Raw genomic sequence first — 16,224 nt, 5'->3', positions numbered from 1 at the left:
AAACGTTCTCGACGGACTTGTAGGATCAGTTCTACGCCGCCCGACTCCCCGGAGGTTCCGATGTCTCGCCCCAGCACTCTGACCCAGCTCTTCGCCCTGGACTCGTTGCTCGACGCCGACGAGATCGCGATCCGCGACACCGTCCGCGACTTCGCCGACGCGCGTCTGCGGCCGCACATCGCCGACTGGTTCGAGGACGCGAGACTCCCGGCCCGCGAGATCGCCAAGGAACTCGGTCAGATCGGCGCGCTCGGTATGCACCTCGAGGGCTACGGCTGCCCGGGCATGAGTGCCACCGCCTACGGTCTCGCCTGCCTCGAACTCGAGGCCGTCGACTCCGGTATCCGCAGCCTGGTGTCGGTGCAGGGCTCGCTCGCGATGTTCTCCATCCACCACTGGGGTTCGGAGGAGCAGAAGAACGAGTGGCTGCCGCGCATGGCCGCCGGTGACGCGATCGGATGTTTCGGCCTGACCGAACCCGATTTCGGGTCCAACCCGTCCGGCATGCGCACCAACGCCAAGCGCGACGGCGGTGACTGGCTGCTCAACGGCACCAAGATGTGGATCACCAACGGCTCGATCGCCGACGTCGCGGTCGTGTGGGCCCAGACCGATGAGGGCATCCGCGGCTTCGTGGTCCCCACCGACACCCCCGGGTTCTCCGCGCCGGAGATCCACAAGAAGATGTCGCTGCGCGCGTCCGTGACCTCCGAACTCGTCCTCGACAACGTCCGCCTGCCGGAATCCGCCGTGCTGCCGAAGGCACAGGGCCTGCGCGGCCCGCTGACCAGCCTGGGTGAGGCCCGGTTCGGCATCATTTTCGGTGCGATCGGCGCCGCCCGCGACTGCCTCGAGACCGCCATCGACTACGCCCGGTCCCGCGAGGTCTTCGACAAGCCGCTCGCCGGGTACCAGCTCACCCAGGCCAAGATCGCCGACATGGCACTCGAGGTCGGCAAAGGGCATCTGCTGGCCTACCACCTCGGCCGTCTGAAGGACCGCGGCGAGATCACCCCCGAACAGGTGAGCACCGGCAAGCTCAACAACACCCGAGAGGCCATCAAGATCGCCCGCGAATGCCGAACCATCTTGGGCGCCAACGGCATCACGCTCGAGTACCCGGTCATTCGGCACGCCAACAACCTCGAGTCCGTCCTCACCTACGAGGGCACCTCCGAGGTCCACCAGCTCACCATCGGACGTGCCCTCACCGGCGAAACCGCGTTCCGCTGAGGTAGTCCCACCCCTTTTCCGCCATACCACCCACTCGGGGGTGACGTTGCGGAAAAGGGGTGGATTTGCGAGCTGGACGGGTGGAGATCGTCCAGTGCACTGAAACCCCGTTCAGGGGGTTTGCAGGCGGTACGTTGGGTACTCGGGTTCGTATAGTCACGGCGGCCATGGACGGTCCCGCTACGCCCCGCCCGCCGGGAAGGAGTTCGATCGTGACCGACGCGAACGACGACGTCCATCTCCGCATCGCGGAGATGGCTCGGGAGCTGCACGGGGACGACGCCGACGACGAACTGGTGGCCAAGACCATCGTCGAGGGTGCGGTGTCGGAGATCCCCGGTGCCCAATACGCCGGACTCACGGTCGCGACGGATCGACGATCCATCGAGTCCTTCGGTTCGACGCACGAGATCGCAGAATTGCATGATCGCATCCAGGCGGAGGTCGGTGAGGGACCGTGCCTTTCGGCTGCCCTCCACGACCGGGTTGTCCGCGTCGACGATCTCGAGAAGGACGAGCGGTGGCCGGTATACCGGAGTCGCGCGATGGACGAGGTGCCGATCCGTTCCGTGCTGTCCTTCCAACTCTTCGCCAATCAGAACAAGATCGGTGCGCTCAACCTCTTCGCGGATGAGCCGCAGGTCTTCGACCTACACGCCGAGGACATCGGCGTTGTCTACGCCACCCACGCCGCGTTGGCCTGGAACACCATCAAGAAGGACCATCAGTTCCACAGCGCCCTCGCCAACCGCGATGTGATCGGCCAGGCGAAGGGCATCCTGATGGAGCGTTTCAGCATCGATGCCGTGGCGGCTTTCGAGCTGTTGAAGAAGCTGTCCCAGGAATCGAACACCAAGCTCGTCGAGATAGCGCGGCAGATCACCCTGAAGAGGTGACCTGCCGGGGCGAGCCGGCGGAGTTCTACTCGAAGGTAGCGAATTCCGTTGCACTGGGACCGATCTCACCTTCGGTGAGCTGGCGTCCGGCGTCGTCGACGGTGTCGAAGACCCGTACGTAGGATGTCATCCCGCAGATCTCCAGTGGACGGCTGACGGTTCGTTCGCCAACCAGGACAACGGGAATCGATCGCTCGGTGGCGTCGTCGACGAAGGTCTGGAGCAGTACGAGTCCGATCGTGCCGAAGAAGTTCACCGCGGAGAAGTCCAGGACGACGCCATGGACTCGATCACGCGCGACGCGGTCGAGGGCGGCCGCGAAGTCGGCGGCCGTTTCACGGTCGACGCTGCCGGAAAAGCGCTGTACACAATAGGATTTCGCGGAATCGAAGCGCCTGGGTGTGGTTGTCGACGGCCCTCTGCCGGTGTCGAACGCCGAACGGAAGACTGTCGAGGTGGTGAGTGGCATGGATTGCTCGTCTCAGTAGGAAGCGTGCCGAGCGATCGATCGACGATCGAGCCCGGTCAGTGTCCGACGCCGGTGACGGCGCGAGACCCCAAGTTCACGATCGTCCTGAATGGAGATAAACCGTGATGTCGCGTGAGCCGAGGAGCCCTGGGTGCCCTCTCGCTATTACTGTGCAGCTCCTACCTGAACCGCTCTACCAACCCTACGGGTGTTTCGAGTGCCGAACAAGGTCGAGAAGGTTACGTTCGTAGGTTTCGGAATCCCGCATCGTGAGACGCCGTAGCTGGACCTGCGCCGTAGAACGTGGTTGTCTAGTAGCGATGTGCGTCGAGTCGCGTGCGCACATCGCAATCCATGCTAGATGGGGCAGTAGTCAGCCCATCGGTCGCAAGATCAGAACGTCTGGGTGGTGACAAATGGCGGCACAAGAACGCGCCGAGCACGACGATTACAGCGACGTCCTCCCGATACTGCGTGAGATCCGCAGTGAACGCGATGACGATTTACGTGCGAAAAAACGCGACGAAGTGATCGAGCGGTGTCTACCGCTCGCCGATCATGTCGCACGACGGTTCTCCGATCGTGGTGAACCGGTCGACGATCTCCGCCAGGTGGCGCGGATCGGTCTCATGCACGCAGTCGACAGATTCGATGTCGAGCGTGGCAACAATTTCCTCGCCTTTGCCGTTCCGACGGTGATGGGTGAGGTCAAGAGGTATTTCCGTGACAGCACGTGGTCGATCAGAGTGCCACGCCGTGCGCAGGAGGCCTCACTCAACATCGCGAAGGCCAGCGAGGAGCTCTTGCAATCCCTCGGTAGGTCACCGCGGCCGAGTGAGATCGCCGAGCACCTCGGACTACCGGTCAGCGAGGTCATCGAAGGGATGGTCGCGCGGTCGGCGTACACAGCGAGTTCCATAGATGCCGAGGCGGGTTCGTCCACCGACGGCTGGACGCTCGCCGACACTCTGGGTGACGAGGACGAGCGACTCGACATGATCGAGGAGTTCGTGACCCTCCAGCCGGCGCTCAAGCGGCTCACCGAACGCGAACGGACGATCCTCACCCTGCGGTTCTTCCGTTCGATGTCCCAGAGTGAGATCGCCCGGCACGTCGGGATCTCACAGATGCATGTGTCGAGGCTTCTCACCCGGATTCTCGACACGCTGCGTGAAGAGGTTGCCGACGACGAGTACGAGGAGCCCCTGCTCAAGCACGCGTAACCACTGCGGTCCACCAACTGCGGTCACACGCTCGGGTACCGAGGGCCCGCGCCGGAGGCATCGGCGCGGGCCCTCGGTCTCGGTCAGGGCTTCAGGATGACCTTGACCATCCCGTCGGCCTTGCGCTGGAACTTGGCGTAGGCGTCGGGTGCCTCGCCGAGCGGGAGCTCATGCGTCGCGAAGGTGTCGACACCGAGCGGGTCCTCATCCGTCAGCAGCGGAAGGATGTCGTCGACCCACCGCTTCACGTTGGCCTGTCCCATGTGGAGCCGGATCTGCTTGTCGAACATCGTCAGCATCGGCAACGGGTCGGCGGCACCGCCGTACACGCCGGACAAGGAGATCGTCCCGCTGCGCTTGACGATGTCGATGGCGGAATAGAGCGCGCCCAGCCGGTCGAGACCCGCCTCCGACATCGCCTTACGCGCGATCGCGTCGGGGAGCAGACCAACGACGGTCTGCATGGCCTTGTTCAGTGGTGAACCGTGGGCTTCCATGCCGACGGCGTCGATGACCGAGTCCGTGCCCAGTCCACCGGTGAGGTCGCGAATCGCCTCGCCGACATCGTCCACGTCGTCCATGTTGACCGTCTCGATGCCGCGCGCCTGTGCACGCGCGATGCGCTCGGGCACGCGATCTACGCCGATCACCCGCGCGCCCTTGTGGGCGGCGATACGTGCGGCCATGTCACCGATGGGTCCGAGTCCGAGGACGGTCACCGTTCCGCCGCTGGGGATTTCGGCGTACTCGACGGCTTGCCATGCCGTCGGGAGAACGTCCGACAGGTACACATAGCGGGAATCCGGGTTCTCCACCGGCACCTTGATGTGGGTGAACTGTGCCTGCGGCACACGGAGATACTCCGCCTGCCCGCCCGGCACCGAGCCATAGAGCTGCGAGTAGCCGAAGAGTGCCGCCCCCGTGCCCTGGTCGGTGACGCGGGTGGTCGAACACTGCGTCATGAATCCGTCATTACAGAACTGGCATGAGCCGCAGGAGATCTGGAACGGGATGACGACGCGATCCCCGACCCGTAGATCCCCGGTGTCGGAACCGACCTCCTCGACGATCCCCATCGGCTCGTGGCCGAGGATGTCCCCCGCGTTCATGAACGGACCGAGCACCTCGTAGAGGTGCAGATCGGAACCGCAGATGTTGGTCGAGGTGACCTTGATGATGGCGTCCGTCGGTTCGATGATCTTCGGATCGGGCACAGTCTCCACCGATACGTTTCGCTTGCCCTGCCAGGTCACTGCGCGCATGCTTTCAGGCCTTTCCGTGGTCGTTGTGGTCTTCGCGGCGTTCTACCCGCGCCCGTTCGTGCTTGCCGTCGTGGTCGACGGGAAAACCGTGGTACCGCTCTTCGTAGCGCTCGGCCTCCTCGGCCGTGGTCTCGGGCTGGATCGGATCCTGGTGGGCTCGTTCGCCGTCGCGACCTGCCCGCCGCCGCAGGAGAACTCGGCTGCCCATGAGGAGGCCGACCGCGAGGAGACCGGCGATGACGGCGCCGATGGCGAGCCAGACGGTCGCGTCCCGGTCGCCGGCACCGGCCGCGATCGCCATACCGCCGAGCACCAGCATCAGTCCGAGACAGAAGATTCCGAGAAGACCGATGGCGTTGAGTCCGCGCGACTTCCGGGCCGGTCGTCGGGCGATGGCTTCGCGCGAGGCGACCTCCCGTTCAGGTGTGAGATCTGGCATAGCTGTCCCTTCGCCAGGTGGTGGTGAACTCCGATGTGACTGTGTCCGTCGGGTACCGCAGGCGCCTCGCGCTGAAACGTCGCCGTTGCGGCCGTCGGCCGTTGTCCCAGATGAGGGCGGGTGGACGTCGCGTTCTGGGGTCGGCGGGTGCAGTCGATTCAGTTGACGCCTCTGCTAACGTCGGAAGACGTGTTTCGGGGAGCACGATCAGCATGTCGGCTGAACAACCACGGTTTGGACGAGACCATCGCGGGGCATTCATGAGCAGACCGATGAAGATCCACTCATATCGACGTGCGAAGAAGACTCACTTGATGACCGACTCCGACGCCACTTCCCAGCTATCGATCGAAGGCAGTCTGCCAACGGTGCTGCGGGTCCCGGCGGCCACTGATCGACTTGCGCTGGTGCGCGCGCTGGTCGAGACGGCTCTGTACATCGACGACTGGTCGCTCGACGACGTGATCGACGCGAAGGTCGCGGTGGACGAGATCTGCTCACAGATAATCTCCGCAGCAGCCGAGAGCTCCTCGATGGAGGTCACTCTGCACCTCGCTTCCAACGGCGTGGTCGGGGAGGTCCGGGGTCAGCTCGTGGATGGCGTCGAGCTGGACGAGTCGACGTTCGGATGGCGAGTCGTCCAGACCGTCACCGACACCCACGCGATCAGTTACGCGGAATCGTCGCCCGCCGAGGCGACTCGCGACGTGACCATCAGGTTCTCGAAGGTCCGGAAGTAAGTCCGGCCAATCATCTGCTCAACCGTTCGACCGTAGTCCGGCGCCAGTCGTCGACGGTCTCGTCGTAGGTGATGAGGTCCTGTCGCGCGAAGGCGTTCAACCATCCCTCCATGGGCCATCGGTCCCACCGCCGGTGGAACACTCGCGCATTGCGGAGGATGTCCTCGAGGTGCTCGACGGGCGGGTCCGACACCGCATGGTGCTGGTGGTACGCGTGGGCGGCGCCGACCCAGGCGATGCGAAAGCCGTTGCGTGCGGCGCACATCGCGAAGTCGGTGTCCTCTCCTCCGTAGCCTCGGTAACCGATGTGGAACCCGCCGATCCTGAGCCAGTCGATCGAGCGGACGGCGAAGGACAGCGACCAGAACAGTGTCATCTCGGAGGACAGTTGAGTCTGGCACGGCCCAGGCACCGGACGCGCGGGATGTGGGTCGGTGAAGTGGTGGAGCTCTCGTGCGTCGAACACCTCCTGGTCGCGTGGCAGGTAGGTCACGGGCCCGCAATAGAGGAGACGCAGTTCTGGTGTCGCAGCGCATGAGCGGAGATAACGCTGCACCAGGTCCGGCCCGGGGATGCAGTCGACGTCCAGAAACACCAGCAGGGTTGCCCCGGCGTGGATGGCGGCCTGCGCGCCGGTGTTGCGAGCATCGGCGAGCGGCAACGTGCCGGACTCCTCTTTCTCGACGTGGACGACCCGCGTCGGATGCGCCGCGGGAGCCGAATCGGCGACGACCCCATCGATGTCGGGGTCATCGATGGCGACGACGATGTGGACGTCGGGTCGCGCGGTCGAGTGCTCGAACGCCTCGAGTTGCCGGCGCAGATGCAGGTGGCGTCCCGACACGATGGTGATCACCGCGACGGTCTCCTCTGCACTTCCGGTCGTCATCTCGCCACCGCTTCGATGGCGCGGGCCGCCCGTTCGGCGGCGCCGGCGGTCTGCCACCGGGACCACGCCGGTTCGGAATCACCGACCGAATCCACGATCGATCGCCAACGGTCGATGTCGGGCCACGTCGAGGCGACCAGAGCGAGCTCGGAACGCGCGAGAGTGTTCGCGGTGGCGCGCTGCTCGGCGAACGGACGGTCCTCCGGCATGACGACAGCGGGACGTCCAGCCGCGGCGGCATCCGCCACACTCCCCTGCCCAGCGCCGATGACGGTGAGGCGGGCACTGCACAGGAACGGCCACGGGTCGTCGACCCAGGTTCGGAAGGCCGGGCCGAGGCCCACCACCTTGAGATCGGGGAATGCGTCGGCCAGGCCGATCGCCGGATGCGCTGCCCCGGCGTTGCCGCCGGCCCCGCCGAGAACGAGGATGTCGGCGGCGAAGGTCGGGTGGGCGACCTGTGGCCGGCCGTCGAAGCGGGAGATGCCGCCGGTGAAGACCGTCTTGGACAGGTGCTCGACGAGCCAGTCCGGCTGGTACAGGTCGCCGGGCCAGGGAGCGATGATGGCGTCGGCGGCGCGGTAGGCGAGTTGGTGGGGAAGATCGTCGCGCACGCCCGGCATCGCCATGACCACGACCGGTACGCCGAGCAGCCGGAGGAACAGAGTGACCTCCACCGACACGTCGACGACCATCGCGGCCGGCCGCCGCGTCGCGACGAAATCCGCCAGTTGGGCCATCCGGTTGCGCAACCCGGCGTCGTGCCGAGGCGCCCAATGCAGCAGACCGCCGGCGTCGATGTCGGAGGGAGCGGGATCGGCGTCGTCGCGGTCCAGGACGACGACCTCGTCGAAGGCCGGATCGGTCAGTTCGGCGCTCGTGAGTGCGACGATGTCGGTCTGTAAGCGCGCGGCGATGGCGGCGGCCCGCGAACAGTGTCCGCGACCCTGATGGTGGACGTAATAGCCGATCATGCCGAGAACGCCCCGGCAAGTCGGCGGGAGCCTCGGCGCTCTCGCTCGGCCACGAGTTCGGTGTAGATGTCGGTGTACCGGTCGATCATCGCGATGTCGGAACAATGCTGCTCGGCGCGCCGGCGCACCTCCCGTCGGTCGATCGTGAATGCCTTCTCGGCGGCCTCCGCGAGCGCGACGACATCATCGCCCGGGACCAGCATGCCGGCGGTGTCACCGACGATCTCCGGGATGCCGCCGCGAGCGAATCCCGCCACTGGTGTTCCGCAGGCGAGGGATTCGGCGACGACGAGTCCGTAGGGCTCGTCCCACACCGGTGTGACGAGCGCAGCGCCGCACGACCCGACCAGCCGGGCCAGTTCGTGCTGGTGTAGATGACCTTCGTAGCTGACCTGGTCGCCGAGGGCCGGCGCGACGTGATCACGGAAGTAGGTCTTGTCGCTGATCGGTCCGGCGAGCCGGAGCCGACGACCGGCGATTCGGGCGGCCTCGATCGCGAGGTGGGCGCCCTTCTCCGGCACGAGTCGGCCGAACCACACCAGGTCGTCACCGCCGGTGCCGATCGGCCAGTGATTCAGCTGAACACCGTTGTGTACCACCGGTATCGAACCGAGAACATGCGACCACGCGTGGGCGGTGTGCCGGCTCACCGCGACGCACCTGGTATCCGGTGCCAGCGCCAGTGCCGATTCGAGCCACGGCGTGGGCGGGGTGTGCAAGGTGGTGACCATCGGAGTGTCGACGGCTGGACCCATCGCGACCGGCAGGTAGTGCAGGCTGTGGTTGTGGATGACGTCGAAGTCATCCGGGTTCCGGGTGAACGAGAGCATCAGCGACAGATAGGCGTGATGATCGTGCAGCACCTCGATCGGCGGCATCGACACATCCGACCGAGCCGCCGCCGACGGCTCGAACAGGTCGCCACGTAATCGGTCCGACTCGACCGGCAGGTCGCTGCCGGCTCCCGCGAACAGCGTGACCTCGTGACCGGCAAGGGTCAGCGCCCGCGTCAGATGCCAGACGTGGGCTTCGAGGCCGCCGGCGAAGGGCTGTGCGATCGGGTACCGGCTGGACGCGACAACGGCGATTCGGAGCGACTCACTCATGCAGCACCCGGGTGTAGAGGCCCGCGTGGGCTTCGGCGAGTGACAGCCGCTGTGCGCGACGATCGCGCCACATCGCCGGTGCCGGACGAGCGGAATATGCCTGCGCCAGTGCGGCAACCAGCGACTCCGGATCGAAATGGTCCTCGGTGAAGTCGTAGGTGAAGCACTCCTGCTGTTCGTGGTAGAAGCCGCAGCTGGGCGCGATCACCGCGGTGCCCAGGTCGTGGCAGGCCTCCAGCCACCCCGAGTGGGTACCGAACCGGTAGGGCAGGACCGAGACCGAGAGTTTGCCGAGGTAGTCCCACAGCTGATCGTCCGTGTAGTACTCGTGCACCCGCACGCGGGCATACGGGTGGCGCGACAGCGCGAGTGCGGCGGTGCCGAAGTCCGGGTTGTACCAGTGGTTCCCGGGGACGAAGACCTCGTCGTGGAGGTTGATCTGAATCGTCATGTCCGGATAGTCGGAGGCGGCGTCCAGCAGGGTCATGATGACGGGGAGCGGGTCCATGTTGGCGCGCACACTCTTGGCGTGCACGCCGACGATGAACTCGTCGGTCGGTGCCTCGCGGGGGGCGAACCGGGCGGGCGGCACCACATGGGGGTGCGGGAGTACCGCCGCGGACCGACCCCAACGCTGCGAGATCTGTTGGGCCGCACCCGGGGTCAGCGTGATGACCTCGTCCGCGGCCGGGACGAGGAGGTCGAGGACCTCCTCGTGGGCGCCGGGCTCCGGGTGGTGAGGGTTGCGGAGGTCGTGCAGCGTGTAGACGAGCGGCTTGTCGTGACGGTCGAGTTCACCGAGGACGTCGGCCATCACCGACGGTTCGACGGCGTCGAAGCCGAAGTGGATGTGGAACACGTCGAACTCGTTGTGGTGCTCGGCAATCCACCGCGGGTCGAGCATCAACGGCGGCCACCATCCGCCGGGCACCTTGGCGCCGTCAGCAGGCACCGGGTCGGGCAGCCGGGTCACCGACACGGCACCGGTGTCCAGGAGGCTGACCGACCCGTTCACCGGCGAGAGATGCCGGACGTAGACATGCGACTGCGGGACGGAAGCGACGCGGATGTGCGCGGTGCTCGACCGCGTCGTCCGTGAGCTGTGCACCTTCTCGAGGGTTGCCGCACCGCCGAGCTGCCCGATAACACGTCCGTCCACTGTTCCATCCGTTCACTTCGAGACATGAACGGCTGTTGGCTCAACCGGGTCCGCAGGATTGCGGCGTCTTCACCGCAGAATTGCCGAGAGCGGCAGTTGGCTTGCGGATACCCCGGTACGACGATTGTGAAACCCGACGACGATGCGTGTCGGGAAGGTCTCAGTTCTCGTTCTGGTGAGCGTTCAGGAGGAGGTGGTCGAAGGACTGTCGCACCGGGTCGGGAAGCACGACGTACCTGTGGACGCCCGAGACGATGTTCTTGGCCAGCTCGTTGACCTTGACGTTGGCGGTCTGCGAACGCCAGCGCATCACCTCGAACGCGCGCTCGGGACTGACCCCATACGCCATCGAGATCATGCCCTTGGCCTGTTCGATCACGCCCTGGTTCTCGCGGAAGCGGGCGACGTGCTCGTCGACCTGGAACTTGACGGTTTGCTCGTCGTACCCGGTCAGATCGAGGTAGAAGCCCTCGGCTCCGATGGGTACGCCGTGCTCGTCGATGATCTGCTGCGAGACCACCGCGACGTGATGGACCGTGCCGGAGGTATCGATGATGCGATGACGGCTGGAGAACGGCGTGCGTCGGCTCAGCATCGTCGCGACCATCTCGTCGAAGGCGTGGCGGTCGTCGGGATGCTTGTGACCGGCCAGCAGCTCGGTGGTCGGGGTGACCTCACCTGGCTGGTAACCGTGCATCTCGGCCACCTCGTCGGACCACCACCACTCCTCGGTGTCGAAGAGGAACCGGAAGCTGCCGACGTGACGAATCCGAGAATCATCGGCAGGAATGTTGTTGGTCTTTGGCACGGTCACCCCTAGAGCTAAGAAGGCACGCAAAAACGACAGCGCCGGCGGTCTCGGGCGAGATATGAGCTTACCCGGGTTTCATCAGCGGCAAGAATTGGCCCGACCCGTGTCGCGGACCGATCGGAGACATGGACGAACAAGCAGGTCAACGCTCTTGTTTTGGTCGTTCGGTGCTCGGGTAGGCACGGTGCCGTGGCGAACGTACCTGTCGCCGACGAGATCGTTTCCCGAGAAGATTGAGGAGGTCGTGGTGAGCACCGACAGTGAGAGCACCGACGCGACTGCGGCGACGGAGGGAGTCAACCCCGATCTGACCTCGACGGTGGGTGCCGAGGACCTCGACGAGGACCATCTCGCCCGCGATCCGCTCGAGGACGGGATGGACCCGCCGGAGGACTAGTCGGCCAGTGACCGTACCGGGACGACGGCCCGCGAGCAGCGTGAGGGAGAGACGCTCGACGAGAAACTCGATCAGGAGATCCCCGACGAGAATCCCTGAACGCGGTAGCAGGTTTTCGATTGCGGCACAGCGGGCAACCGACGACGATGACCGATCAGGGCAACTCCCCACACGAAGCGAAAACGATTCCCTACCCGGGCGAGACCGGGGACATGCCGGACCGTCCGCGCGACGAGATGCGCGAGTACCGCGGCCGCGACCTGCTGGCCGGCAAGAAGGCGCTGATCACCGGCGGCGACTCGGGTATCGGCCGGGCCACCGCGATCGCCTTCGCCAAGGAAGGGGCCGACGTCGCGATCGCGTACCTCGACGAGGACGAGGACGCGCGCCACACCGTCGCGCTGATCGAGGCCGAGGGTCGCAAGGCGCGCGCCTACCGCGGCGACCTGGGTGACCCGGCCCACTGCGCCGACGTCGTCGAACGCACCGTCGCCGAGCTCGGCGGGCTGAACATCCTGGTGAACAACGTCGCCTACCAGGAGGTCGTCGACGACTTCCTCGAGGTGGACCCCGAACAGTGGTACCGGACGTTCGACGTGAACATCCACAGTTTCTTCCACACCACCCGCGCCGCCGTGCCCCACCTCACCGGTGGTGGCGCGATCATCAACACCTCGTCGATCAACGGATTGCGCGGCAACGACAGTCTCATCGACTACTCGGCGACCAAGGGCGCGGTCCTGGCGTTGACCTATTCGCTCGCACAGTCGTTGCTGGAGAGGAAGATCCGCGTCAACTGCGTCGCGCCCGGACCGGTGTGGACCCCGCTGATCCCGGCGACGATGCCGGCCGAGGCCGTGAAGGACTTCGGGACGCAGGCGCCGATGGGCCGAGCCGCCCAACCCGATGAGATCGCGCCGTCCTATGTGTTCTTCGCGGCCGAGCAGCTGTCGTCCTACTACACCGGCGAGGTGCTCGCCCCGATCGGTGGTGAGACGTTGCCGGGCTGACCGGTGCTCGCCCGCCGGTAGCGCAGTGACCGCGTGCTGCCAGGAACGTCAGGATGACGAACTGAGACGCAACGGTCGAACCATCTCACATCGGTCACCGCTGGCCGATACGCTGTGGCGCATGCATTGCGTTGTCGTGGGTGGGGGACTCGCCGGTCTGGCGTCGGCGGTGTGGCTCGCGGAGGCCGGGCAGCGGGTCACGCTCCTGGAGCGGCGCGGTTCGCTCGGTGGCCGCACCATCTCGATGCCGCTGGCCGCGGTGGACGACGTCCCCGACAACGGGCAACACGTCTTCGCCAGCGGATACGAACACCTCATGCGGTACCTCGAGAGCGTCGGGACCCGCGAACACGTCGAGTTCCCGGGACACATGACGTTCCGGATGCCCGGCGGCGCCACCCGCAAGTCGGCGTTCGGCGGCGTGACCGGACTGCGTGCCGCGATCGGCGACCTCCCCGGGGTGACCGGTGTGGACCGCGTGCGGACCGCGATCGCCCAGGCACGGCTGATCCGGCACGCGTTCCGCCAGCCCGAGTGGCTCGACGAGGTGACCGCCGACGAGTGGTTCCGCCGCATCGGCATGCCACAGTCGGCACGCGACGCACTGTGGGATGGCATCGTCATCGGCCTGACCGGCGACAAGACCGAGATCTCGTCGGCGAAGGTGCCCGCCGATCTGCTCGTCACAGGTGCGCGGCGCGCTCTCGCGACCCGCACCCCGGTCTCCATCGGATTCCCGACCGTCGACCTCGACACCCTGTTCATCGCGGGCGCGGAGAAACGCTTCGCCGACGCCGGCGTCGACGTCCGGCATCGCGCCGTGGTCTCGACGATCGACGTTGCTGACGGCACCGTCACCGGGGTGACACTCGCCGACGGGGAGAAGGTCGCGGCGGATGCGGTCATCTGCGCGGTACCCGTGTGGAGCGTCAAGGGGCTGCTCGACCAGGTCCCGGGACACGAACGGATCTACGAGGCCGTCGACAACCTCACGCCCGTCCCGATCGTGAGCGTCAACCTCTACCTCGACCGGTCGATCGGGATGACCGACTGGGGTGAGATCCTCCACGGCGGTGAGGGAGTGCTGGAACAGGTCTGGGACCGTCAGCGCATGCACGGACGGGAACCGAAGGACAACTGGTTCTACTCGACGACGGTGTCGGCGTCGTATGACCTGATCGGCAAGACCAACGCCGAGATCACCGACATCCAGATGGACATGCTGCGCAGGTACTACCCGCAGGCCGCGGACGCGCAGGTCATCCACAGTCACGTGGTCCGGATGCCGAAATCGACGTTCGCCCAGCGTCCCGGTACCGCGGGAATCCGGCCGGACCAGCGCACCACCGTCGACGGTCTGGCCCTCGCCGGCGACTGGACCAGGACAGACTGGACCACCACGATGGAGGGCGCCTGCCAGAGCGCGGCGCGGGCCGTCGACGTGATCCTGGAGTACGCCGATTCCCGACGCTGAGTAAGTTCGTTCCATGCCGACGACTTCGTCTGACTTCTACCTCGGCGGACCCGAGGTCATGCTGCGGATCAGGGGACTCTCGATGTCCGCCGAACGCGGTGAGGCCCGCATCGAGACCGGGCCGTGGCTCGCCGATCCCGCCGCCGGCGTCACCCGGGCGGCGCTGGCCGTCGTCTGTGACGACGTGACGGGATATGTCGTGGACGCGGGTAGCCCCGAGGGACGCTGGCCGGTGTCCCTCGGGATCCGGATGGACTTCGTCGCCGACCCGCCGCTCGACGGGACGGTCCTCGACGTCACCGGCGAACTCGTCGCCCGCGACGAGCGGGGCGCGATGACCACCGGAAGGATCTCGGATCCCTCCGGTCGCACGATCGCGACGATCGTCCAGCGGTCCCACCTCATCGACGCCCCGACCTCACCGGGTGCACATGCGACTGCCGACGTGCTCGACGCGCCGGCCAGCCCGGTTCGCGACCAGCTCGGCCTGGTCCCCACCGCGCCCGGCGTTCTGACCATGCCCCCGACCTTCCTCTCGGCCAACGGGATGGGCAGCGTGCACGGCGGAATCCTGATCTGCGCCTCCGAACTCGCGGCGATGTCGTCGGTCGAGGCGGACGGGCAGTTGCGCACCACCAGCATCGACATCAGCTATGTCCGCCCGTGCAACGCCGCCGACACCACGACCTTCACGTCGGAGACCCTGCACCGTGGCCGAAGCCTGTCCGTGGTGCGCGTCATATCGGCGAATTCGTCGGGCAAACCGTCGTCGATCGCAACCGTGGTCGTGCAACACATCTGAGATCGCGACGATGCACGGCCTTCGCAACCGGCATACCAGCATGGTTGCGGGGGGCCGCATTTCCCTGGCAGGCTGCACACATACGGCCCTGTCAGGTGCGTGCAGATCATCGCGTGCCTCGTGCGGCCGTATCTTTCGCGGTCCGTTCCCGTGAGACGGATTCGCGCACAACACAATCACCTTGCCTGCCGCCGGAATGCCCTGTCCCGAGCGGCCTGCCGGATGAGGGAAAGGATCGAATCGATCGTGGTAACTCAAACAGCAAGCCAGAACATCGATATCCGCAATGCCCGAACCGAGAGCCTGACCCGAGGCGTCGACGTGTACCGGACCCGTCTCGCCCACCGCAGCCAGATCGAACCGCGACCCCACAACACCGTGTGGGGCAGCATGGGGAACCCGGGGCCGCTGTCGGCGCCCGAGCTGCGCCACTATGCCGACCGCGGGTACCACACCGAGAACAAGGTCCTGTCGGCCGCCGACATCGACGCGTGTCTCCGTGAGGTCTCCGACATCACCGACCGACTCGGAGAGGACGACCGGGTCATCCGTGAGTCCTCGAACGGTGACGTGCGTTCGCTGTTCGCGGTACATCGCCTCAGCGACATCATCGCCGAGATCTGTGACCGCGACTCGATCCGCGGTGTCGCCGAACAGATCCTGGACGACGAGGTCACAATCCACCAGAGCCGGATCAACCTGAAGCCGGGCTTCGCCGGTGGACCGTTCTACTGGCACTCCGACTTCGAGACCTGGCACGCCGAGGACGGGATGCCCGCACCGCGAGCACTCAGCGTGTCGCTGGCACTCACCCCGAACCTGTCCACCAACGGGCCGCTGATGATCATCCCCGGCTCGCACCGTCGGTTCGTCAGCTGCGTCGGCGCGACACCCGATGGCTACCACCGGGAATCGCTGACCTCGTACCGTCCGCCCTTCGGCACGCCGGACGAGGAGGATGTCGCGACCCTCGCCGACGAACTCGGGATCGACACGATCACCGGCCCCGCGGGGTCGGCGCTCTACTTCGACTCCAACTGCCTGCACGCTTCGGCCGGCAACATCACCCCGTACCCGCGGAGCAACCTCTTCGTCGTGTTCAACGCGAAGTCGAACGCCCTGCAGGAACCGTTCGACGGTACGGCACCTCGTCCGGATCACCTGGCGCACAGGCCCATCGATGCCTGAGGTGTGAGGAGTGCAGGCCCCCTGCTGCCTGAGCCTGGATGCACCGATGTGGTGTGCCGGTGGTGGTGGAGGGTGTTGTGGGCGTGCGGTTTTGGGGGTGGTGGTATGTGGGCGTGGGTGGTCTGCCGATCTCGGAATGTCGGCTTGTTTCA

17 protein-coding genes are annotated in these 16,224 nt (G+C 66.1%); 9 read left to right on the top strand and 8 right to left on the bottom strand.

All coding sequences use genetic code 11. From position 1 onward, the window contains the following. The first annotated feature begins 60 nt into the window (after positions 1–60). Together NWF34_RS21200 and NWF34_RS21195 are read left to right on the top strand one after the other, a co-directional pair. Positions 61–1,233, top strand: a complete 1,173-nt coding sequence (locus tag NWF34_RS21200) for an acyl-CoA dehydrogenase family protein (RefSeq protein WP_159405788.1) — start codon at positions 61–63, stop codon at positions 1,231–1,233. 212 nt (positions 1,234–1,445) lie between these two features. Beyond that, a complete protein-coding gene (locus tag NWF34_RS21195) occupies positions 1,446–2,129 on the top strand; it encodes a GAF and ANTAR domain-containing protein (protein WP_159405789.1) in 684 nt (227 codons plus the stop codon). A 25-nt stretch (positions 2,130–2,154) separates the two neighbouring features. On the opposite strand, the gene NWF34_RS21190 is transcribed toward NWF34_RS21195, so the two are convergent. Beyond that, a complete protein-coding gene (locus NWF34_RS21190; RefSeq protein ID WP_024499663.1) occupies positions 2,155–2,598 on the bottom strand; it encodes an STAS domain-containing protein in 444 nt (147 codons plus the stop codon). Between the two features lie 416 nt (positions 2,599–3,014). Between NWF34_RS21190 and NWF34_RS21185 the strand changes: the two genes are divergently transcribed. After that, positions 3,015–3,821, top strand: a complete 807-nt coding sequence (locus NWF34_RS21185) for a SigB/SigF/SigG family RNA polymerase sigma factor (RefSeq protein WP_159405790.1) — start codon at positions 3,015–3,017, stop codon at positions 3,819–3,821. Between the two features lie 83 nt (positions 3,822–3,904). On the opposite strand, the gene NWF34_RS21180 is transcribed toward NWF34_RS21185, so the two are convergent. After that, the gene (locus NWF34_RS21180; RefSeq protein ID WP_159405791.1) at positions 3,905–5,083 is read right to left on the bottom strand and encodes a zinc-dependent alcohol dehydrogenase; all 1,179 of its coding nucleotides are present in this window, start codon (positions 5,081–5,083) and stop codon (positions 3,905–3,907) included. A gap of 4 nt (positions 5,084–5,087) precedes the next feature. After that, positions 5,088–5,522 carry a hypothetical protein gene (locus NWF34_RS21175; RefSeq protein ID WP_024499666.1) on the bottom strand — a complete coding sequence of 145 codons (435 nt, stop codon included), beginning with the start codon at positions 5,520–5,522 and terminating at the stop codon, positions 5,088–5,090. A 314-nt stretch (positions 5,523–5,836) separates the two neighbouring features. On the opposite strand from NWF34_RS21175, the gene NWF34_RS21170 reads away from it, so the two are divergent. Next, positions 5,837–6,262, top strand: a complete 426-nt coding sequence (locus NWF34_RS21170) for an anti-sigma factor (RefSeq protein ID WP_024499667.1) — start codon at positions 5,837–5,839, stop codon at positions 6,260–6,262. Positions 6,263–6,272: 10 nt separating this feature from the next. Here NWF34_RS21170 and NWF34_RS21165 read toward each other — a convergent pair whose 3' ends face one another. The 5 genes from NWF34_RS21165 to NWF34_RS21145 all read right to left on the bottom strand — a co-directional run bounded on the left by NWF34_RS21165 (position 6,273) and on the right by NWF34_RS21145 (position 11,198). Then, positions 6,273–7,151, bottom strand: coding sequence for a glycosyltransferase family 2 protein (locus tag NWF34_RS21165; RefSeq protein ID WP_159405792.1), 879 nt, complete (start codon positions 7,149–7,151; stop codon positions 6,273–6,275). Continuing rightward, positions 7,148–8,125: a hypothetical protein gene (locus NWF34_RS21160; RefSeq protein ID WP_159405793.1), complete on the bottom strand. Its 978-nt coding sequence runs from the start codon at positions 8,123–8,125 to the stop codon at positions 7,148–7,150. Before NWF34_RS21160 ends, NWF34_RS21165 begins: the two co-directional genes overlap by 4 nt. Then, positions 8,122–9,231 (bottom strand): glycosyltransferase family 4 protein, encoded by a 1,110-nt coding sequence (locus NWF34_RS21155; RefSeq protein ID WP_159405794.1) that lies wholly within the window; start codon positions 9,229–9,231, stop codon positions 8,122–8,124. The genes NWF34_RS21160 and NWF34_RS21155 overlap by 4 nt, the downstream gene beginning before the upstream one ends. Beyond that, entirely contained in the window at positions 9,224–10,390 is a 1,167-nt protein-coding gene (locus NWF34_RS21150; RefSeq protein ID WP_024499671.1) for a glycosyltransferase, read from the bottom strand. Before NWF34_RS21150 ends, NWF34_RS21155 begins: the two co-directional genes overlap by 8 nt. Before the next feature lie 160 nt (positions 10,391–10,550). Then, positions 10,551–11,198: a PAS and ANTAR domain-containing protein gene (locus NWF34_RS21145; RefSeq protein ID WP_159405826.1), complete on the bottom strand. Its 648-nt coding sequence runs from the start codon at positions 11,196–11,198 to the stop codon at positions 10,551–10,553. A gap of 250 nt (positions 11,199–11,448) precedes the next feature. On the opposite strand from NWF34_RS21145, the gene NWF34_RS21140 reads away from it, so the two are divergent. From NWF34_RS21140 to NWF34_RS21120, 5 genes are all read left to right on the top strand, one after another. Continuing rightward, positions 11,449–11,598, top strand: a complete 150-nt coding sequence (locus NWF34_RS21140; protein ID WP_232513026.1) for a hypothetical protein — start codon at positions 11,449–11,451, stop codon at positions 11,596–11,598. Positions 11,599–11,744: 146 nt separating this feature from the next. Beyond that, positions 11,745–12,608 carry an SDR family oxidoreductase gene (locus NWF34_RS21135; protein WP_024499673.1) on the top strand — a complete coding sequence of 288 codons (864 nt, stop codon included), beginning with the start codon at positions 11,745–11,747 and terminating at the stop codon, positions 12,606–12,608. Continuing rightward, on the top strand, positions 12,505–14,082 hold the full coding sequence (locus NWF34_RS21130) for an FAD-dependent oxidoreductase (protein WP_332108854.1): 1,578 nt from the start codon (positions 12,505–12,507) through the stop codon (positions 14,080–14,082). The genes NWF34_RS21135 and NWF34_RS21130 overlap by 104 nt, the downstream gene beginning before the upstream one ends. A gap of 13 nt (positions 14,083–14,095) precedes the next feature. Continuing rightward, the gene (locus tag NWF34_RS21125) at positions 14,096–14,884 is read left to right on the top strand and encodes an acyl-CoA thioesterase domain-containing protein (protein ID WP_024499675.1); all 789 of its coding nucleotides are present in this window, start codon (positions 14,096–14,098) and stop codon (positions 14,882–14,884) included. Positions 14,885–15,130: 246 nt separating this feature from the next. Further along, a complete protein-coding gene (locus NWF34_RS21120) occupies positions 15,131–16,072 on the top strand; it encodes a phytanoyl-CoA dioxygenase family protein (protein ID WP_024499676.1) in 942 nt (313 codons plus the stop codon). Positions 16,073–16,224: the final 152 nt, after the last annotated feature.

This window comes from Gordonia sp. GONU (assembly GCF_024733855.1).
Classification (GTDB): Bacteria; Actinomycetota; Actinomycetes; order Mycobacteriales; family Mycobacteriaceae; genus Gordonia; species Gordonia amicalis.
Note: the sequence above shows the minus strand (reverse complement) of the source record. Positions and strands in the feature narration are given on the sequence as shown.